Genomic DNA, 15,231 nt, shown 5'->3' on the forward strand with positions numbered 1-15,231 from the left:
TGACAGTGCGTCGCCCATGACCCCGGACAAAGGAGCGTGTGCCCGAACCGGCACACGCTCCTTTTGTTTGATCTGCCGCAATGCGCGCGCCGCCCCATTGGCGAGTATGGCAGTTTTATCTCGTCGACCCGGGGCCTCATGTTCTCATCTCATTCCTTTGCACCGCTGATCATTCGCGGCCGCGCACTCTTGCCGATCGTTCAGGGCGGCATGGGCGTTGGCATTTCGGCGCACCGGCTGGCCGGCAGCGTGGCGCGTGAGGGCGCACTGGGCACGATCGCCAGTATCGACCTGCGTCACCATCATGCGGATCTGGTCGAACGGTGCCGGGCGCATCCGGACCGCGCGACGCTCGAAAGCGCCAATCTCACCGCGCTGGCCCGCGAAATTCAGTCGGCCCGCGCCTTGAGCGAAGGCCGTGGCATGCTGGCCGTCAACGTGATGAAGGCGGTCAATGCGCACGCGGACTATGTGCGCGTGGCCTGCGAGACCGGTGCCGATGCGATCGTGATGGGTGCGGGCTTGCCGCTCGACTTGCCCGACATGACTCAGGGCCACGATATCGCCTTGATTCCGATTCTCTCCGACAGCCGCGGCGTCGCACTCGTGCTGAAGAAGTGGATGAAGAAGGGGCGCTTGCCCGACGCGATCGTCATCGAACATCCGGCTCATGCCGGCGGCCACCTCGGTGTGACGAACCTCGCGGATATGAACGACGGCCGCTTCGACTTTGCGCGTGTCCTCGAGGAACTGGCGCCGGTCTTTGCCTCGCTCGGCCTGAGTCGTCAGGATGTGCCGCTGATCGTCGCGGGCGGCATCAATAGCCACGACGCCGTGCGGGGCTGGCTCACAGCGGGCGCTAACGGCGTGCAGATCGGCACGCCTTTCGCCGTCACGGAGGAGGGCGACGCGCATCCGAACTTCAAGCGTGTACTGGCCGACGCGACCCCGGATGACATCGTCGAGTTCGTCAGCGTCACCGGACTGCCGGCGCGTGCTGTCAAGACGCCATGGCTCACGCGCTATCTGCGCAACGAAACCCGCATCCGCGACAAGATCGGCACGCTAAAGAACGTGTGTCCCACCGCGCTCGAATGCCTGAGCGTGTGCGGCTTGCGCGACGGCATCGAAAAGTTCGGCCACTTCTGCATCGACACGCGGCTCGCCGCGGCGCTGCGTGGCGATGTCGCCAATGGGCTGTTCTTCCGCGGCCGCGAGACCTTGCCGTTCGGCAGTGCGATTCGCAGCGTGCACGACCTGATCGAGCTGTTGCTGACCGGGGTGACGCGACCTCCTGTCGCAGGGCGATGGGCGTTTTCGCTAGATTGACGCGGGTCAAGCCGGCGAGTGCACGGACCTTCGACAATCCACGGGAACCTTTCAACGACCGGGGAACCACGTGAAGAACAAGACAAGAAACGGCCTCAAGGCCGCAGTGATCGCATCGTGCCTGCTGGGTATGGGTCTCGCCATGTCGCAGGCGCGTGCGGCGGGCGATGACGAGATGAGCGGCATCCACGCGGGTGACGTCCTCGTGCGCTTGCGGGCCATCAGCATCATTCCGAATGTGTCCACCAGCAACACCTTGTCGGCGCTCAATGTGGGCGTCAACAATGCGATCGTGCCGGAGCTGGATCTGACCTACATGATTCGCGACTATCTCGGCGTCGAACTGATTCTTGGCACGTCGCGCCATCAGTTGACCTCGAGCCTCGGCAACCTCGGCGGCGTGAACGTGTTGCCGCCTACGCTGTTGCTGCAGTATCACTTCAACCATCAGGGCCGCATCCGGCCGTACCTCGGCGCGGGCGTGAACTACACGTACTTCTACAACAACGGCCTGAACGTCGGTGGCCAGCCGATTTCCATTACCAACCACAGCTTCGGGCCGGCCTTGCAGGCAGGCGTCGACGTCCAGGTGACGAAGTCGCTGTTCGTCAACGCGGACATCAAGAAGATCTGGATGAGAACGGATGCGTCGCTCGGTGGCGCGGCGCTGGGCCGGCTGGATATCGATCCGGTCGTGGTGGGACTCGGCGTCGGGATGCGCTTCTGAGCATGGGGCGCGGGGCGAGGGCAGAACGCCGGGGTGACCCGGCGTTTTTTATTCGACGTTCGATTCGCGCTGTCGCTGTCGTGGCCGCAACAGCAACAGCAACCGCAACCGCAGTCGCAACCGCACGGCCGGTCCGACAATCAAAGCTTGTCGTTCTTGAAACGCATCGCCGTGCCTTCCTGTTCGATGCGTACCCACACCGCGCGCTTTTCCTCGTCGGTGAGGAAGACCCAGTTCGAGACCTCGGTGGCGGTGCGTCCGCAGCCCTTGCAGACTTCATCGAAAAGCGTGGAGCAGACGCCGATGCACGGGCTGTCCGGAAGAGCGTGGAGATTCGAAGCCATTCAAAACCTTGGGACGGAACGCAGGAAAGTGCCGCTATGTTAACCGATGCGGCGCATTCGCCTCGGACGAGACGGACGGATGGCATTGTAAAAGCTTGCTTACAAATTGGCTTCAGTGCGACCCGCCGCTGAAGCGACTCCGCGCCAATCACTCGGCGTGAATCTGAAAGCCATTCGAAGGCTGTTGCGTCACCTTCCATCCGCTCGCTTTCGATTGCGTATGCGCGACGACTCGGCGAAACCGCAATGAAAACCGCCAATCCGATTTCCGTCAGCCCCGGTGTTTTTTTCTGGGTGGACACGCGGCCATAACCCGCTAAAATTGCGCGCAATTTTGTAGCCGCGCGTCAAGCTGGTGCGGTCGAGCAAGGCCATTGCGCTGTACCCTTTGTGCGACAGCCTGGCATTTTTTTTGAAGCGCGCAATAATTAGTGGTAGTTTTCGGGTTTTTCAGGGGAGTCGCGGGCGATGCACCGCGGCGCGTGGAGTGGACGGTCGGCTATGGCCGACAGGATCGGAGAACGGGATGAAAAAACTGGTAGTGCGCCAACTGGCGACGCTTATGCTGTGCGCCACGCCGTGGCTGACGGCGGCCGCAAAAGATACGCAGTTGAACGTGTATAACTGGTCCGACTACATCGCCAAGGACACCATCCCGAACTTCACCAAGCAGACCGGTGTTCAGGTCAAATACGACAACTACGACAGCGACGACACGCTGCAGGCTAAATTGCTCACCGGCAATTCGGGCTATGACATCGTGGTGCCGACCAGCAATTACGCCGGCAAGCAGATTGCCGCGGGCATTTTCGCCCCGCTCGACAAATCGAAGCTGCCGAATCTGAAATACCTCGACCCCTCGCTGATGGCGCTCGTCGCCGGCGCCGATCCGGGCAACAAGTACACGGTACCCTGGGCTTACGGCACGACCGGGCTGGGTTACAACGTCACCAAGGTCCAGCAGATCCTCGGCAAGAATGTCCCGCTCGACAACTGGGACATTCTGTTCAAGCCCGAATACATTTCGAAGCTGAAGACGTGCGGCGTCTCGGTGCTCGATGCGCCTGACCAGATGTTTGCGGCTGCGCTGCACTACATCGGCAAGGATCCGATGAGCACGAACCCGGCCGACTACCGCGCCGCGCTCGAAATGATGAAGAAGATCCGTCCGTACATCACGCAGTTCAACTCGTCGGGTTACATCAACGACCTGGTCGGCGGCGACGTCTGCTTCGCGTACGGCTGGTCGGGCGACGTGGTGATCGCGAAGCATCGTGCGGTCGAAGCGAAGAAGCCGTACCAGATCGAGTACTACGTGCCGAAGGGCGGCGCGCCGGTGTGGTTCGACGTGATGGCGATTCCGAAGGACGCCAAGAACAAGGAAGCCGCGCTCGAGTGGATCAACTACATCGAGACGCCGCAGGTCCACGCCGCGATCACGAACGAGGTCTACTACCCGAGCGCGAATCTCGAAGCGCGCAAGTACGTGGACAAGGACGTGGCGAACGATCCGGCGGTTTATCCGCCGCCTGAAGTCATCAAGACGCTGTTCCTGCTGAAGCCGCTGCCGCCGGAAATCCAGCGTCTGCAGACCCGGCTGTGGACCGAGTTCAAGTCCGGCCGCTGAAGCCTGCGGCCGCAATGATCCATAGCTAAGCCTCATCATGAAGCCCCCGGTGTTCACCGGGGGCTTTGTTCGTCAAACGCGGGAGTGAAGTAGCAAATCATGAGCAGTGACCAGTCGGGTGCGCTGGCAGGGGCCGGCACGCCGCCCCAGGGCAGCTATGCCGTTGCGAACGATGCAGCGGAAAACTTCGTGCAGATCGTCGACGTCGTCAAGAAGTTCGGCGAGACGTTCGCGGTCAAGCAGGTCAACCTGTCGGTCAGGAAGGGCGAACTGTTCGCTCTGCTCGGCAGTTCGGGCTGCGGCAAGTCGACGCTTTTGCGGATGCTGGCGGGCCTCGAAAGTGTGACTTCGGGCAAGATCCTGATCGACGGCGAGGACCTTGCGCAGATGCCGCCGTATCGCCGGCCCGTCAACATGATGTTCCAGTCGTATGCGCTGTTTCCGCACATGACGGTTGAAGGCAACGTCGCCTTCGGCCTGAAGCAGGAAGGCGTGCCGAAGGCCGAACTGAAAGACCGCGTGCAGTCGGTGCTGGACCTCGTGCAGATGGGCCGCTTTGCCAGGCGCAAGCCGCATCAGCTTTCGGGCGGCCAGCAGCAGCGCGTGGCGCTGGCGCGCAGCCTGATCAAGCGGCCCAAGCTGCTGCTGCTCGACGAGCCGATGTCCGCGCTCGACAAGCAGATCCGTCAGCGCACGCAGATCGAGCTGGTCAACATTCTCGACAAGGTCGGCGTTACCTGCATCATGGTGACGCACGATCAGGAAGAGGCGATGACGATGGCCGGCCGGCTCGCGGTGATGAGCGAAGGCGAGATCATCCAGCTCGGCACACCGCATGAAGTGTACGAGTATCCCAATAGCCGGTTTTCGGCAGAGTTCATCGGGTCGACCAATCTGTTCGACGGCAACGTGGTCGAGGACGAACCCGATCACATCTTCGTCGAGACGCCGGATCTGCCGGTGCGTCTGTACGTGAACCACGGCATTACCGGACCGCTCGGCATGCCGTTGACGATCTCAGTGCGGCCCGAGCGCATCGCGCTCACCCGTAAGCCGCCCGAAGGCGCGTACAACTGGGGCAAGGGCGTCGTCACGAATATCGCATACATGGGTGGCTATTCGCTGTATCACGTGAAGCTCGACGGCGGCAAGACGGTGGTGGCGAACGTCACGAGTCTGGCGCTTTCGGAGATCGACCCGCCGACTTGGGGCGACGAGGTCTATGTGCGCTGGAGCGCATCTGCGGGCGTGGTGCTGACGTCATGAAAAGCGCGCTGAGTTCATTCGCGACCTGGCCCGTGCGGCGCTTTGGGCTGACGGGCCGTACCGCCGTGGTGGCCGGACCGTTCATCTGGCTGCTGCTGTTTTTCCTGGTGCCGTTCCTGCTGGTCGTGAAGATCAGCTTTGCGGACCTGCAGCTCGGCATTCCGCCATACACGGAACTGACGAGCTTCCAGGACGGCGTGGTGCATATCGCGCTCGACCTGTCGCACTATGCGTTCCTGCTGACCGACAGCCTGTACTTCGCGACGTATGTGAACTCGGTGGTGGTGGCGGCGGTATCGACGCTGCTATGTCTGCTGCTCGGTTACCCGATGGCGTATTACATCGCGCGCTCGAACCCGGCCACCCGCAACGTTCTGATGATGGCCGTGATGCTGCCGTTCTGGACGTCGTTCCTGATTCGCGTGTATGCGTGGATCGGCATCCTGAAGAATAACGGACTGCTGAATAATTTTCTGATGTCGATTGGGCTGATTCATACGCCGATCGAGCTGTATCACACGAACACGGCGGTTTATATCGGCATGGTGTATTCGTACCTGCCGTTTCTGGTGATGCCGCTGTATGCGCACCTTGTGAAGATGGACATCACGTTGCTGGAAGCCGCTTACGACCTTGGCGCGAAGCCGTGGAAGGCGTTCTGGCAGATCACCTTGCCGCTGTCCAGGAACGGCATTATTGCGGGGTGTCTGCTGGTGTTCATTCCGGCGGTGGGGGAGTATGTGATTCCGGAATTGCTGGGTGGGGCGAACACGCTGATGATTGGCCGGGTGATGTGGAATGAGTTCTTCGACAACGCCGACTGGCCGATGGCTTCTGCTGTGACGTGTGCGATGGTGCTGCTGCTGCTGGTGCCGATGGCGTTCTTCCAGTACGCGCAGGCGAAGGCGTTGGAGGAGCGACGCTGATGAAGCCGAATCGCATGTTGCAGATCATTGCCTTGGGTATTGGGTTTTTGTTTTTGTACATTCCGATTGTCAGCCTGGTGGTGTATTCGTTTAACGAATCGCAACTGGTGACGGTGTGGACGCATTTCTCGACGCGTTGGTACGCTGCGCTGCTGGACGATGACGAGTTGATTGCGGCGGCGTGGCTGTCGTTGCGGATTGGTTTGATGACGGCGTTTGCGTCGGTGTTTATTGGCACTTGGGCGGGGTTTGTGCTGGCGCGGATGGGGCGGTTTCGCGGGTTTACCTTGTACACGGGGATGATCAATGCACCGTTGGTGATACCCGAGGTGATTCAGGGGATTTCGCTGCTGCTGCTGTTTATCGAAATGGCGAAGTGGCTTGGATGGCCGGCTGGGCGTGGGGTGTTCACGATCTGGATCGGGCATGTGATGCTGTGTATTTCTTATGTGGCCATTATTGTGCAGTCGCGGGTGCGGGAGCTGCATCCTTCGCTCGAAGAGGCGGCCCTGGATCTTGGGGCTACGCCGTTGCGGGTCTTCTTCTTTATTACGTTGCCGTTGATTTCGCAGGCTCTTGTGGCGGGGTGGCTTTTGTCCTTTACTCTGTCTATCGACGATCTCGTTCTCTCCGCGTTTTTATCTGGGCCTGGGTCAACTACTTTGCCGCTTGTTGTGTTCTCTCGCGTTCGCTTGGGGTTGAATCCTGAGATGAATGCTTTGGCTACGCTGTTTATTGGGGTTGTTACTGTTGGGGTCATTGTTGGGAACCATTTTATGCAGCGGAGTGAGAGGAAGAAGATGGCTATGGCGGGGTGATTTTTTTTTGCGGCTTTTTGCCTGCGCGGCGGTTTGGTTGTTCTCTTGGGGTGTTGGCCTTTCCTTGATTTCTTAGTGGTCTATTAGGTTCGCCCCTGTGCGGGGCGGCACTTACTTTCTTTGCCGCCGCAAAGAAAGTAAGCAAAGAAAGCGGGCTGCAACCGCTAGCCCGTAGTGAGCCATCTAGGTCTGCTAACGGGAACGGCCCAAGACGAGACCCGCCCTCGCACCACCCACGTTAGTGACAAGGCCATCATCCGTTCCAGCGTCGCGCTGCGCGCCCCGCCGTCGGGTACACCCCCCCTTCTGCAAATTCTGTAGGTATTCTAACTATTTTGCTTTGCCGTTGCCCGTGAGCCGATTCTCGTCCGCTGGGCGTTATCGAGGCCGCGTTGGCTAGTACTTCCTTGGTGGGCGGGCTTGGAACACATCTCGAGTGCCATGGTGAGCCGGGTTTCCCAGGCAGACCCGACCGCGACGCACGGAGTGCGGAGTGGGGTGGATGAGTGCTGTGTCACGAGCGGGGGAAGTGCGAGGGCGGGTCTGGTCTTGGGCCGTTTCCGTTAGCAGACCTAGATGACTCACTATACGCTGGCGGTGTGAGCCCGCTTTCTTTGCTTACTTTCTTTGCGGCGGCAAAGAAAGTAAGTGCCGCCCCGCACAGGGGCGAAGCTAATAGACCGATAAGAAAGCAAGGAAAGGCCAACGCCCTAAGAGAACAACCAAAGCGCCGCGCAGGCAAAAAAAAGCGAGCTAAGCCCTATACCCCATCCTAACCCCACCCCAATGCCTGCCACCAACAAAAACAGGCGCGGAAGCATCCTTCATCAGCACAAACTCCCCACCTCCCATATCGCGCCGATACGTCTGCAACAAAAACCGCTTGGTATGAGTCGCGGCAGCAAGCCCAGTCCGATCATCAAACACCCGCCGATTCCGGCAATTAGCCGCATTCCAGACAGGATCATCGCGCTGCGGCTGAGAAAATTTCTTGTTATGCGTCGGCAAATACCCCCGCGCATCGACCGCGGCACAAAACGCCACCCGTGGATCAAGCCCCAGCAAAGGCTCCTGCACCCCAGGCAACACCCGATCCGTAAACGCCGTAAACCGCGTCATGAACTGCGGCGGATTCGTCCCACCAATCGGCACATACGTCTGGTCGAACAGATCCGCCAAACTCAACTCGCCACTCGCGACCGCCCGCTCAAACAACTTGCCGATCTTCGCCGCCGTCTGCTGCACCGCCTCAATAAACCGCGTGTCCGTCGTCTCGACGCCCGTCGCGGCCGTCAGCTCGATCAGCGTCTCCGATACCCCCAGCAAATTCCCCAGCCGGTCCTTCGCCTGCACAAAGTTCTGGCTCGAATCCTCCACGCCGCTCGCCATCTCCAGCACCTGCGCCTCCAACCCCGTGCACTGGCTCTCGATCTCGCCCGTCAACGTCGCAATTTGCCCCGCCTCCGCATTGAGCTGCGTAATCGCTTCCCCCGTCGAATGCACCACCTCGCCAATCCTGCGCGTGCCTTCCCGCACCCGATGCGCCCGCGCCGTATTCACCGACCCCTCGTTGGTGAGTTGTTCCGTCTGCTGGGTCAATTGCGCAAGGGTGGTCTCGATCTGGCCCGTCGCCTGCGCCGTCTTCGCCGACAGGTTCTTCACCTCCGCCGCAACCACCGCGAAACTCTTGCCGGAGTCGCCGGCCCGCGCGGCTTCGATCGCCGCGTTGAGCGCCAGCAGGTGAGTCTGGCGCGCAATCAGCGAAATCTCCTCGGACACCCGGCTCACATGCGCCAGCGCCGCCCGCAGTGCGCCGATGTGGCTCTCGATGACCGTCACGCCTTCGACGAGGCCGTGGATGTCCTCGAGCGAGGCCTCCAGCGTCTGCTGCGACTCCTGGACTCCGCTCGCCACTTCGGTCGTCACGTCGCGCATCTCGCGCGCGGCCGTCGCAATCCGGCGGTTGCCGGCCATCGTCTGCGCCGCGGCGTCGCGCAGCGAGCGGCACACCTGGGCCTGGCGCTGTACCCGCGCCGCCACTTCCTCGACGTGGCCCGACACATCGCAGATCTCAATGCCCAGTTTGCCCGCCTGCGCGGCAATATCGCCGACGATCGACGGCGTCCGGGACGCCCGGCGGAAGCTAAAGCGCGTCATGTGTCTCTCCTGGATGGCGCCGTTCGGCGCGGTCATCCGGGACGGATGCCGCGTCTTCTCGCTGTATTGACGGCATTCCGGCGCGCGACTTGATACGGGGTATCCCGAGGTCGATATGATGTGGGTCCTGGCACCGGGTCGTCGATCCCGCCCCCGGCGTGCCGGGAAGCCGCTACCGTCCATCGCCTGACTGACTATGATCGAAGCTTTTGCGTGCCTTGCCGGCTGGCAGCAGCTCTACCAGTTGTGGGAACTGATCGTGCTGGCCTGCAAGTTCCTCTGGGATGTGTTGCGCCTGCTCGGAGGCGGCGGCTGAAACAGAAAGGCGCGCAAATCCTCCAGCACGCGCCCGGGATCCTCCTCCATCGGGATGTGGCCCAGCCCTTCGTACATGACGGACTGTGCCCCCGGAATGCGCCGCGCGAACTCCGCCGCATGGGCGGGCGGAATCCAGCGGTCCTTGGCTCCCCACAACACGAGCGATGGCACGTCGACGGTTTTCAGCACGTCGGTGTCGAGGTCGGCGAAATCAAGCGTCGGCACCATCTTGCCGATTGCCGCGCGTGTACCCGCGCCGTGGAAGAACTCGATATAGCGTCGCAGCACGGGCGCCGCAAGCCGGTGCGGATCGCCGTAGACATTGCGTACCGCACTGCGGATGATCGGCTCGGGCAGCCACCACGGTGCGCTCATGCGTACCATCGCGCTGTTGAAGAGGCCAATGTAAATCGGCAGCTTCATCGGAAAGCCCGCCGAGTCGATCAGCACCAGCCGCTCGACCGCATCGCGATGGCGTACCGCGTAGTCCCATGAGATCAACCCGCCTAGCGAGTTGCCGATCAGCGTCGCGCGTTGGATGCCGAGCGCCTGCATGAAGGTATCGATGAAGCGCCGGTACGTAGGCATATTCATCGTCTCGATCGCGCCGGACGGCGTGCGCAGCGGCCCGGTCACGCCGAACGGCGGCAGGTCGAGGCGGATCACGCGATAGCTGCGCGCCAGTTCTTCCGCGACGCCGTCCCAGGTATGCAGCGAAGATGCGAAGCCGTGAATCATCACCAGCAGCTCGCCGCAGCCTTCGTCGACGTAGTGAACGTCGCTGCCCATGATGTTGACGAACTTCGAGCCTGGCTGCGTATAGCGCTGCCGCAGCGCCTCGCGCGGTACGCTGGTGATGCCGAGGCGCGCGGCGAGCGAGCGGGGCGGCAGCGGTGCGCCTGGCGCAGATGGAACGGTTTCGAAGCTTGCCATGGTTGTCTCCCTGGTTGTTTGAGTTCGAAAACAGCGCTGCCTCGCGGCCAACCTCAGCGCGCGAAGCGGTACTCGCGCGCACGCACCCGGCGGGTGCGCTTGCGGAAGCTGAACGTGAAGCCCGGCCAGATGGCGGTGACCTTGCCGCTCTTCGTCTGGTACCAGCTCTGGCAGCCGCTCACCCACACCGAGCGCCGCATGTCTTCTTGCAGGCGCGCGTTGAAGGCGTGCTGCACGTCGGGCCGCAGGTTCATGGTGCGGGCGCCGCGCCGGCGCAGCACGCGCAAACAGTCGGCGATGTATTGCACCTGCGACTCGATCATGTAGATCATCGAGTTGTGGCCGAGCCCTGTGTTCGGACCCACCATCAGGAAGAAATTCGGAAAGTCGGCAATGCTGGTGCCGAGATACGCCTCGGGTCCGTCGCGCAGCCAGCGCGCGTCGAGATCCGCGCCGCCTACGCCGGTGACGTCGAACGGCGCGCCGATGTCGTTGACCTGAAAGCCGGTGCCGCAGATGATCGCGTCGGCGGCGTGATGCGCGCCATCTTCCGTGACGACGCCGTCGGCGACGACTTCGCGGATGGCGGTGGTGACCACCTCCACGTTCGGCTGGCTGAGCGCCGGATAGTATTCGCTCGACAGCAGCACGCGCTTGCAGCCGAGCCGGTAGTTGGGCGTCAGTTTGGCGCGCAGTTCAGGGTCTTTGACGCGCCGTTCCAGATAGCTCAGGCCGAACTTCATTGGATACTTCATCAGCTTCGGATTGACGACGAAGGCGATGGCACGCGATTCGAGCTGCCAGTAGATCGTACTGCGAACGAAGCGCTGCGTGAACGGCAGGTACCGGAACCACCATTGCGCCCGCTTGCTGACCGGCTTGTCGGGTTTCGGCATGATCCACGGCGCAGTACGCTGGAACAGATCGAGCTGCGCGACGCGCGGCTGGATCCGCGGCACGAACTGGATGGCGCTGGCGCCGGTGCCGATCACCGCGACGCGCTTGCCCTCGAGCGGATAGTCATGGTCCCAGCGCGCCGAGTGGAACAGCTTGCCGGTGAAGCGTTCGAGACCGGCGATCTGCGGCATGGCCGGCTGCGACAAGGGGCCGCTTGCCGCAATCACGATGTCGGCTTCGATCGTCTCGCTCTCGTGCGTGGTCGACGAAGCCGCTGCCGCGTTTGCGCCATGCTCGAGTTCGAGCCGCCACACCTGACGGGCCTCGTCGAAGCGGGCCGCCACCACGCGTGTATGGCAGCGCACGAACGGCTCGAGCCCGTACTTGCGGACGCAGTGCTTCATATACGCGAGAATCTCGGCCTGTTGCCCGTACGCGCGCGACCAGCCGGGATTGGGTTCGAAGGAAAACGAATACAGATGCGAGGGCACGTCGCAGGCGGCACCGGGATAAGTGTTGTCGCGCCACGTCCCTCCGATCTCGCCTGCGGCCTCGTAGATCGTGAACGACTCCAGTCCCATCTGCCTCAGCCGGATCGCCATGCCAATGCCGGCGAAGCCGCTCCCGACGATGGCAATGCGTGGCGTAGCAGGCGAGGGCGATGGCATGGGTACGGTACTCCGCGTCAAAGAAGGGGAAAGGCATGAGCGATCAACCGATGTCTACAGTTGTCTACTCCCATAACCCGCAGAGTAGACAACTGTGCACTTGGCGTCAAGATGGTTTACAGTGCAGGCGTTGCACGCGCGTTGCGCGCCTTGTTTTTGAGCCCTATGGAAGCCACTCCCGATCCCGATCTTGACCTCGCGCCGGGCAAACGCCGCCTGATTGAAGCGGCCTTGCGCCTGACGGCCAGCGGGCGCAGCTTTGCGACGCTGGGTCTGCGCGAACTGGCGCGCGAAGCCGGTCTGAACCCCAACACGTTTTACCGGCATTTCGACACGCTCGACGATCTGGCGCGCGAAGCGGTCGAATGGCTGAGCCGGCGCTTGCGGCCGATGCTGCGACGCGAGCGCTGGCTCGCCGCGCACGACGAGCCGCATAGCGTGCCGCGTCGTGCCTGTGCGGCGTTTTTCGCATTTGCGCTGGATAACCGGGAAGCGTTTTTGAGCGCGCTCGCCGAGTATCACGGCACCTCGCCGGCGCTGCGCGACGCGGTGCGAGCGAATCTGAACGAAGTGTCAGCGGAGATGGCCGACGACGTCATGCAACTGAGTCTGGTGCCGGGCCTCGCGCGGGCGACGGTGGATGAAATCTGCACGCAGATCGTGCTGCAACTGTTTCATCTGTCGCATGAGTACATCAGCAATGCCGCCCGGCGCGAGGCGCTGATCGATTACTCCGAGCGCTTTATCGTCAGGCTGTTCGCCGGGGCGGCGGTGCTCGAGCAGCATCAGTCGCCGCTTTCCGCGAGCGCGTGAGCATCGCTCATAAGCAAACAGGCTCCGTGAGGAACGGAGCCTGTTTTTAAGGGTGTTTCGCACACGGTGCATCCGGTGCGTCAGCGCGTGGCGCCGGGCGGCGCAGCGCGTCCCGGTCGATCAGGTATCGCTCCAGCCGCCCGAGTCGTCGTTGCCCATATCGACACCGCCACCGCCGCTGCCGTCGTCCCAGTTATTCGAACCCTGGCCGAAATCGAGGCCGCCGCCATTGTTGTTGTCATTGTTGCCGCCACGACGGCGCGTTTCGTCGTCCTCGACGATCACTTCGCGCTCGCGGCCCGAATTGAGCGCCTCGCCGAGCAGCACGCCCGTCAGGAGGCCACCCATGCCGCCGCCAAAACCGCCACCGCCTTGCTGCACGATAACCTGCGGCTGCTGTTGCGGAGGATACGGGTAGGGCGCTTGCGGCGGATTGCCGAAACGCTCCGCTTCGCGTGCGTAAGCGGAATCGCCCGTGCCGGCCGGTCCCGCAGCATACGGATCGGGGCGGCCCTCGGCGCGTGCCTTGAGGCTGGCGACACGCTGCTCCAGTTCGTCGAGCTGATACGGCGGCACTGGATTCTTGCTGTTCGACAGGGCTTCGACAAGACCGCGCAACTGGTCCTCGGTGCCTTCGACTTCCTTCTCCAACGCCTCATGTCCCACGGCGGTGGAAAGCTTCACGTCGAGCTTCAGCGAGCGCACTGCGTTCAGCAGATCCGTGGCGCGCTTGAGTTGCACGCGACGGTCGTCGTCGGCACGCGAATCGTCCTGCGTGCGGGCACGGCGCAGCGTCCAGCGCAGCACCAGCGCAATCGCGCCGATCAGCACGATGATGCCGATCCACATGCCCACGGACGGACCGTGCCGCTCGGGGACTTGCGGCGCCATCGCCGCCTGCTGCTGCACGGAACCGCTGTTCTGTTGCGCGAACGGATTGCTGGTGTGGCCCGTCGCCACGCCGCCACGCTCCGCGTCGCGGCGGATGCGCGCTTCGGTCTGCGCGAAGCGTGTCGGGTCGGTGAAGCGGATTTGCGGGTCGAGCGTCTTCGCCTGCTGGATCTGCGCCAGGGCGTCGCCGGAGCGGCCTTCGCGATCGAGCACCTGGGCGTACAGGTAGTGAGCCCGTGCGTTGTCCGGATGCGCCTGCAGCACCTGGCTCAGGCCGGCGTCGGCCTGTTGCCAGTTGCCCTGAGCCATGGCCGATTCGATCTGCTGGGCGCTCGGCACGGCGAAGGCCGCGCCGGACACCAGCATCAGCGATGCGAACAGCGCTGCTAGAAATTTTTTCATGTGTCGGACCGGGCGGCTTGATGCCCGTCTCCATGTCAATCGATGCTCCGGTGTGACACGCAGCGCCGCACGGATCGCCGGCGCTGCGTCACCTCCGGTGTACTACCTCGCGACGGCTTACTGCGCCGGCGTGTTCAACTGCTTCTTCAGCGCCTCGAGGCGGTCTTCGACCGACGGGCCGCGATTCAGGTCGGCGAGCTTGTCTTCGAGCGCCTTGCCGCTTTTCACGTCGGCGGAATTCAGGCGCGCGTCCGAGCGTGCATTCGACAATGCCACCTTGTCTTCGAGCTTCTGGAAATCCTCGGAGAGATTGCGCCCGCCGATACCGCCCAGCGCAGTCGCTGCGACGTCTTTGGCCTGGGCGATCTGCTGCTTGGCCTGCAGGATGTTCGACCGTGCGTTGAGGTCGTTGCGACGGCCGCGCATGTCTTCGATCTGGCTCTTCAACTGATCGACCGACGGCTCGAGCGTGGCGAGTTCTTTCGCGAGCGCGTCGCGCTCCGCTTCCGCGGTGGCTTGTGCACCGAGCGCTTCACGGGCGAGCGCTTCGTCGCCCGATTGCAGCGCGCGCTTCGCGCCGTCTTCGTACTTCTTCGCCTTGTCGGCGGCAACGTCGCGCTTGCTTTGCTGAGTGGCGACTTGCGCCTGAATCTCGATCAGCGAGTTCTCTGCTTTGGCGATGCTTTCATCGAGCTCGCGCACGATCTGGCGCGAATCGCGCGACGGATCTTGCACGGAATCGGCAGCGTCGTTCAGGAGACCTTTAAGCGTGCGCGAGATGCTGTCAAATAGCGACATGAAACCCTCCGTAGAATGAAATCGGCGCTGAGTGCCTGGCGCGTTCAACCACTGGTGACCACTAGTTTACGCTGCCACGCGCGGTATTGCGCGGGCAACCGGTGCGGAAGTCGGGGCTTGCGCGCCAATTGCAATAGCAGCCTCGCAAATTGTTTGGCCAGCGCATGGCGCGGGTGTGTCGAACGCAAGCCGGGCAGGCTCAGCAGCTGGCGGATATTACACCACGGCATGTCTTAAAACCGTCTTAAAGCGTCACTTCCTGCGAGTTTCAAACGTCGATTCCGGGCCTACGCGAGCGGAATATTTCAATGTTGGCG

The 15,231-nt window shown here is 62.4% G+C and carries 13 protein-coding genes; 7 read left to right on the forward strand and 6 right to left on the reverse strand.

The annotated features are described in order from the left end of the window. Positions 1 to 138: 138 nt before the first annotated feature. Positions 139 to 1,329, forward strand: coding sequence for an NAD(P)H-dependent flavin oxidoreductase (locus P3T42_RS00420; protein WP_074301650.1), 1,191 nt, complete (start codon positions 139 to 141; stop codon positions 1,327 to 1,329). 130 nt (positions 1,330 to 1,459) lie between these two features. Continuing rightward, positions 1,460 to 2,056 (forward strand): OmpW/AlkL family protein, encoded by a 597-nt coding sequence (locus P3T42_RS00425; RefSeq protein WP_074299490.1) that lies wholly within the window; start codon positions 1,460 to 1,462, stop codon positions 2,054 to 2,056. Between the two features lie 140 nt (positions 2,057 to 2,196). On the opposite strand, the gene P3T42_RS00430 is transcribed toward P3T42_RS00425, so the two are convergent. After that, complete coding sequence (locus P3T42_RS00430) at positions 2,197 to 2,400, reverse strand: DUF1289 domain-containing protein (protein ID WP_074299488.1); 204 nt, start codon at positions 2,398 to 2,400, stop codon at positions 2,197 to 2,199. Between the two features lie 526 nt (positions 2,401 to 2,926). On the opposite strand from P3T42_RS00430, the gene P3T42_RS00435 reads away from it, so the two are divergent. The 4 genes from P3T42_RS00435 to P3T42_RS00450 all read left to right on the forward strand — a co-directional run bounded on the left by P3T42_RS00435 (position 2,927) and on the right by P3T42_RS00450 (position 7,037). After that, a complete protein-coding gene (locus P3T42_RS00435) occupies positions 2,927 to 4,027 on the forward strand; it encodes a polyamine ABC transporter substrate-binding protein (RefSeq protein WP_074299486.1) in 1,101 nt (366 codons plus the stop codon). A gap of 99 nt (positions 4,028 to 4,126) precedes the next feature. Beyond that, positions 4,127 to 5,293, forward strand: a complete 1,167-nt coding sequence (locus P3T42_RS00440; RefSeq protein ID WP_074299484.1) for an ABC transporter ATP-binding protein — start codon at positions 4,127 to 4,129, stop codon at positions 5,291 to 5,293. Further along, positions 5,290 to 6,219: an ABC transporter permease subunit gene (locus P3T42_RS00445; RefSeq protein WP_074299482.1), complete on the forward strand. Its 930-nt coding sequence runs from the start codon at positions 5,290 to 5,292 to the stop codon at positions 6,217 to 6,219. Before P3T42_RS00440 ends, P3T42_RS00445 begins: the two co-directional genes overlap by 4 nt. Beyond that, positions 6,219 to 7,037, forward strand: coding sequence for an ABC transporter permease subunit (locus P3T42_RS00450; RefSeq protein ID WP_074299480.1), 819 nt, complete (start codon positions 6,219 to 6,221; stop codon positions 7,035 to 7,037). Before P3T42_RS00445 ends, P3T42_RS00450 begins: the two co-directional genes overlap by 1 nt. A 753-nt stretch (positions 7,038 to 7,790) precedes the next feature. Here the strand turns inward: P3T42_RS00450 and P3T42_RS00455 are convergent. The 3 genes from P3T42_RS00455 to P3T42_RS00465 all read right to left on the reverse strand — a co-directional run bounded on the left by P3T42_RS00455 (position 7,791) and on the right by P3T42_RS00465 (position 12,010). Further along, complete coding sequence (locus P3T42_RS00455) at positions 7,791 to 9,194, reverse strand: methyl-accepting chemotaxis protein (protein WP_074299475.1); 1,404 nt, start codon at positions 9,192 to 9,194, stop codon at positions 7,791 to 7,793. A gap of 237 nt (positions 9,195 to 9,431) precedes the next feature. After that, complete coding sequence (locus tag P3T42_RS00460; protein WP_429304855.1) at positions 9,432 to 10,445, reverse strand: alpha/beta fold hydrolase; 1,014 nt, start codon at positions 10,443 to 10,445, stop codon at positions 9,432 to 9,434. Positions 10,446 to 10,498: 53 nt separating this feature from the next. Further along, positions 10,499 to 12,010: a flavin-containing monooxygenase gene (locus P3T42_RS00465; RefSeq protein ID WP_429304856.1), complete on the reverse strand. Its 1,512-nt coding sequence runs from the start codon at positions 12,008 to 12,010 to the stop codon at positions 10,499 to 10,501. A gap of 165 nt (positions 12,011 to 12,175) precedes the next feature. Between P3T42_RS00465 and P3T42_RS00470 the strand changes: the two genes are divergently transcribed. Continuing rightward, positions 12,176 to 12,823, forward strand: a complete 648-nt coding sequence (locus P3T42_RS00470; protein WP_074299469.1) for a TetR family transcriptional regulator — start codon at positions 12,176 to 12,178, stop codon at positions 12,821 to 12,823. A 120-nt stretch (positions 12,824 to 12,943) separates the two neighbouring features. Here P3T42_RS00470 and P3T42_RS00475 read toward each other — a convergent pair whose 3' ends face one another. Beyond that, the gene (locus tag P3T42_RS00475; RefSeq protein ID WP_074299467.1) at positions 12,944 to 14,116 is read right to left on the reverse strand and encodes a tetratricopeptide repeat protein; all 1,173 of its coding nucleotides are present in this window, start codon (positions 14,114 to 14,116) and stop codon (positions 12,944 to 12,946) included. Between the two features lie 117 nt (positions 14,117 to 14,233). Next, positions 14,234 to 14,914: a PspA/IM30 family protein gene (locus P3T42_RS00480; RefSeq protein ID WP_074299464.1), complete on the reverse strand. Its 681-nt coding sequence runs from the start codon at positions 14,912 to 14,914 to the stop codon at positions 14,234 to 14,236. Positions 14,915 to 15,231 lie beyond the last annotated feature (317 nt).

The organism is Paraburkholderia sp. GAS38 (assembly GCF_050434965.1).
GTDB lineage: Bacteria > Pseudomonadota > Gammaproteobacteria > Burkholderiales > Burkholderiaceae > Paraburkholderia > Paraburkholderia phenazinium_A.

Excerpts from the sequence above, each read along its gene's own strand:
- P3T42_RS00465 (WP_429304856.1), bottom strand. The coding sequence starts at position 12,010 with ATGCCATCGCCCTCGCCTGCTACGCCACGCATTGCCATCGTCGGGAGC.
- P3T42_RS00425 (WP_074299490.1), top strand. The coding sequence starts at position 1,460 with ATGGGTCTCGCCATGTCGCAGGCGCGTGCGGCGGGCGATGACGAGATG.
- P3T42_RS00435 (WP_074299486.1), top strand. The coding sequence starts at position 2,927 with ATGAAAAAACTGGTAGTGCGCCAACTGGCGACGCTTATGCTGTGCGCC.
- P3T42_RS00450 (WP_074299480.1), top strand. The coding sequence starts at position 6,219 with ATGAAGCCGAATCGCATGTTGCAGATCATTGCCTTGGGTATTGGGTTT.
- P3T42_RS00480 (WP_074299464.1), bottom strand. The coding sequence starts at position 14,914 with ATGTCGCTATTTGACAGCATCTCGCGCACGCTTAAAGGTCTCCTGAAC.
- P3T42_RS00430 (WP_074299488.1), bottom strand. The coding sequence starts at position 2,400 with ATGGCTTCGAATCTCCACGCTCTTCCGGACAGCCCGTGCATCGGCGTC.
- P3T42_RS00440 (WP_074299484.1), top strand. The coding sequence starts at position 4,127 with ATGAGCAGTGACCAGTCGGGTGCGCTGGCAGGGGCCGGCACGCCGCCC.
- P3T42_RS00470 (WP_074299469.1), top strand. The coding sequence starts at position 12,176 with ATGGAAGCCACTCCCGATCCCGATCTTGACCTCGCGCCGGGCAAACGC.
- P3T42_RS00445 (WP_074299482.1), top strand. The coding sequence starts at position 5,290 with ATGAAAAGCGCGCTGAGTTCATTCGCGACCTGGCCCGTGCGGCGCTTT.
- P3T42_RS00455 (WP_074299475.1), bottom strand. The coding sequence starts at position 9,194 with ATGACGCGCTTTAGCTTCCGCCGGGCGTCCCGGACGCCGTCGATCGTC.
- P3T42_RS00475 (WP_074299467.1), bottom strand. The coding sequence starts at position 14,116 with ATGAAAAAATTTCTAGCAGCGCTGTTCGCATCGCTGATGCTGGTGTCC.
- P3T42_RS00420 (WP_074301650.1), top strand. The coding sequence starts at position 139 with ATGTTCTCATCTCATTCCTTTGCACCGCTGATCATTCGCGGCCGCGCA.
- P3T42_RS00460 (WP_429304855.1), bottom strand. The coding sequence starts at position 10,445 with ATGGCAAGCTTCGAAACCGTTCCATCTGCGCCAGGCGCACCGCTGCCG.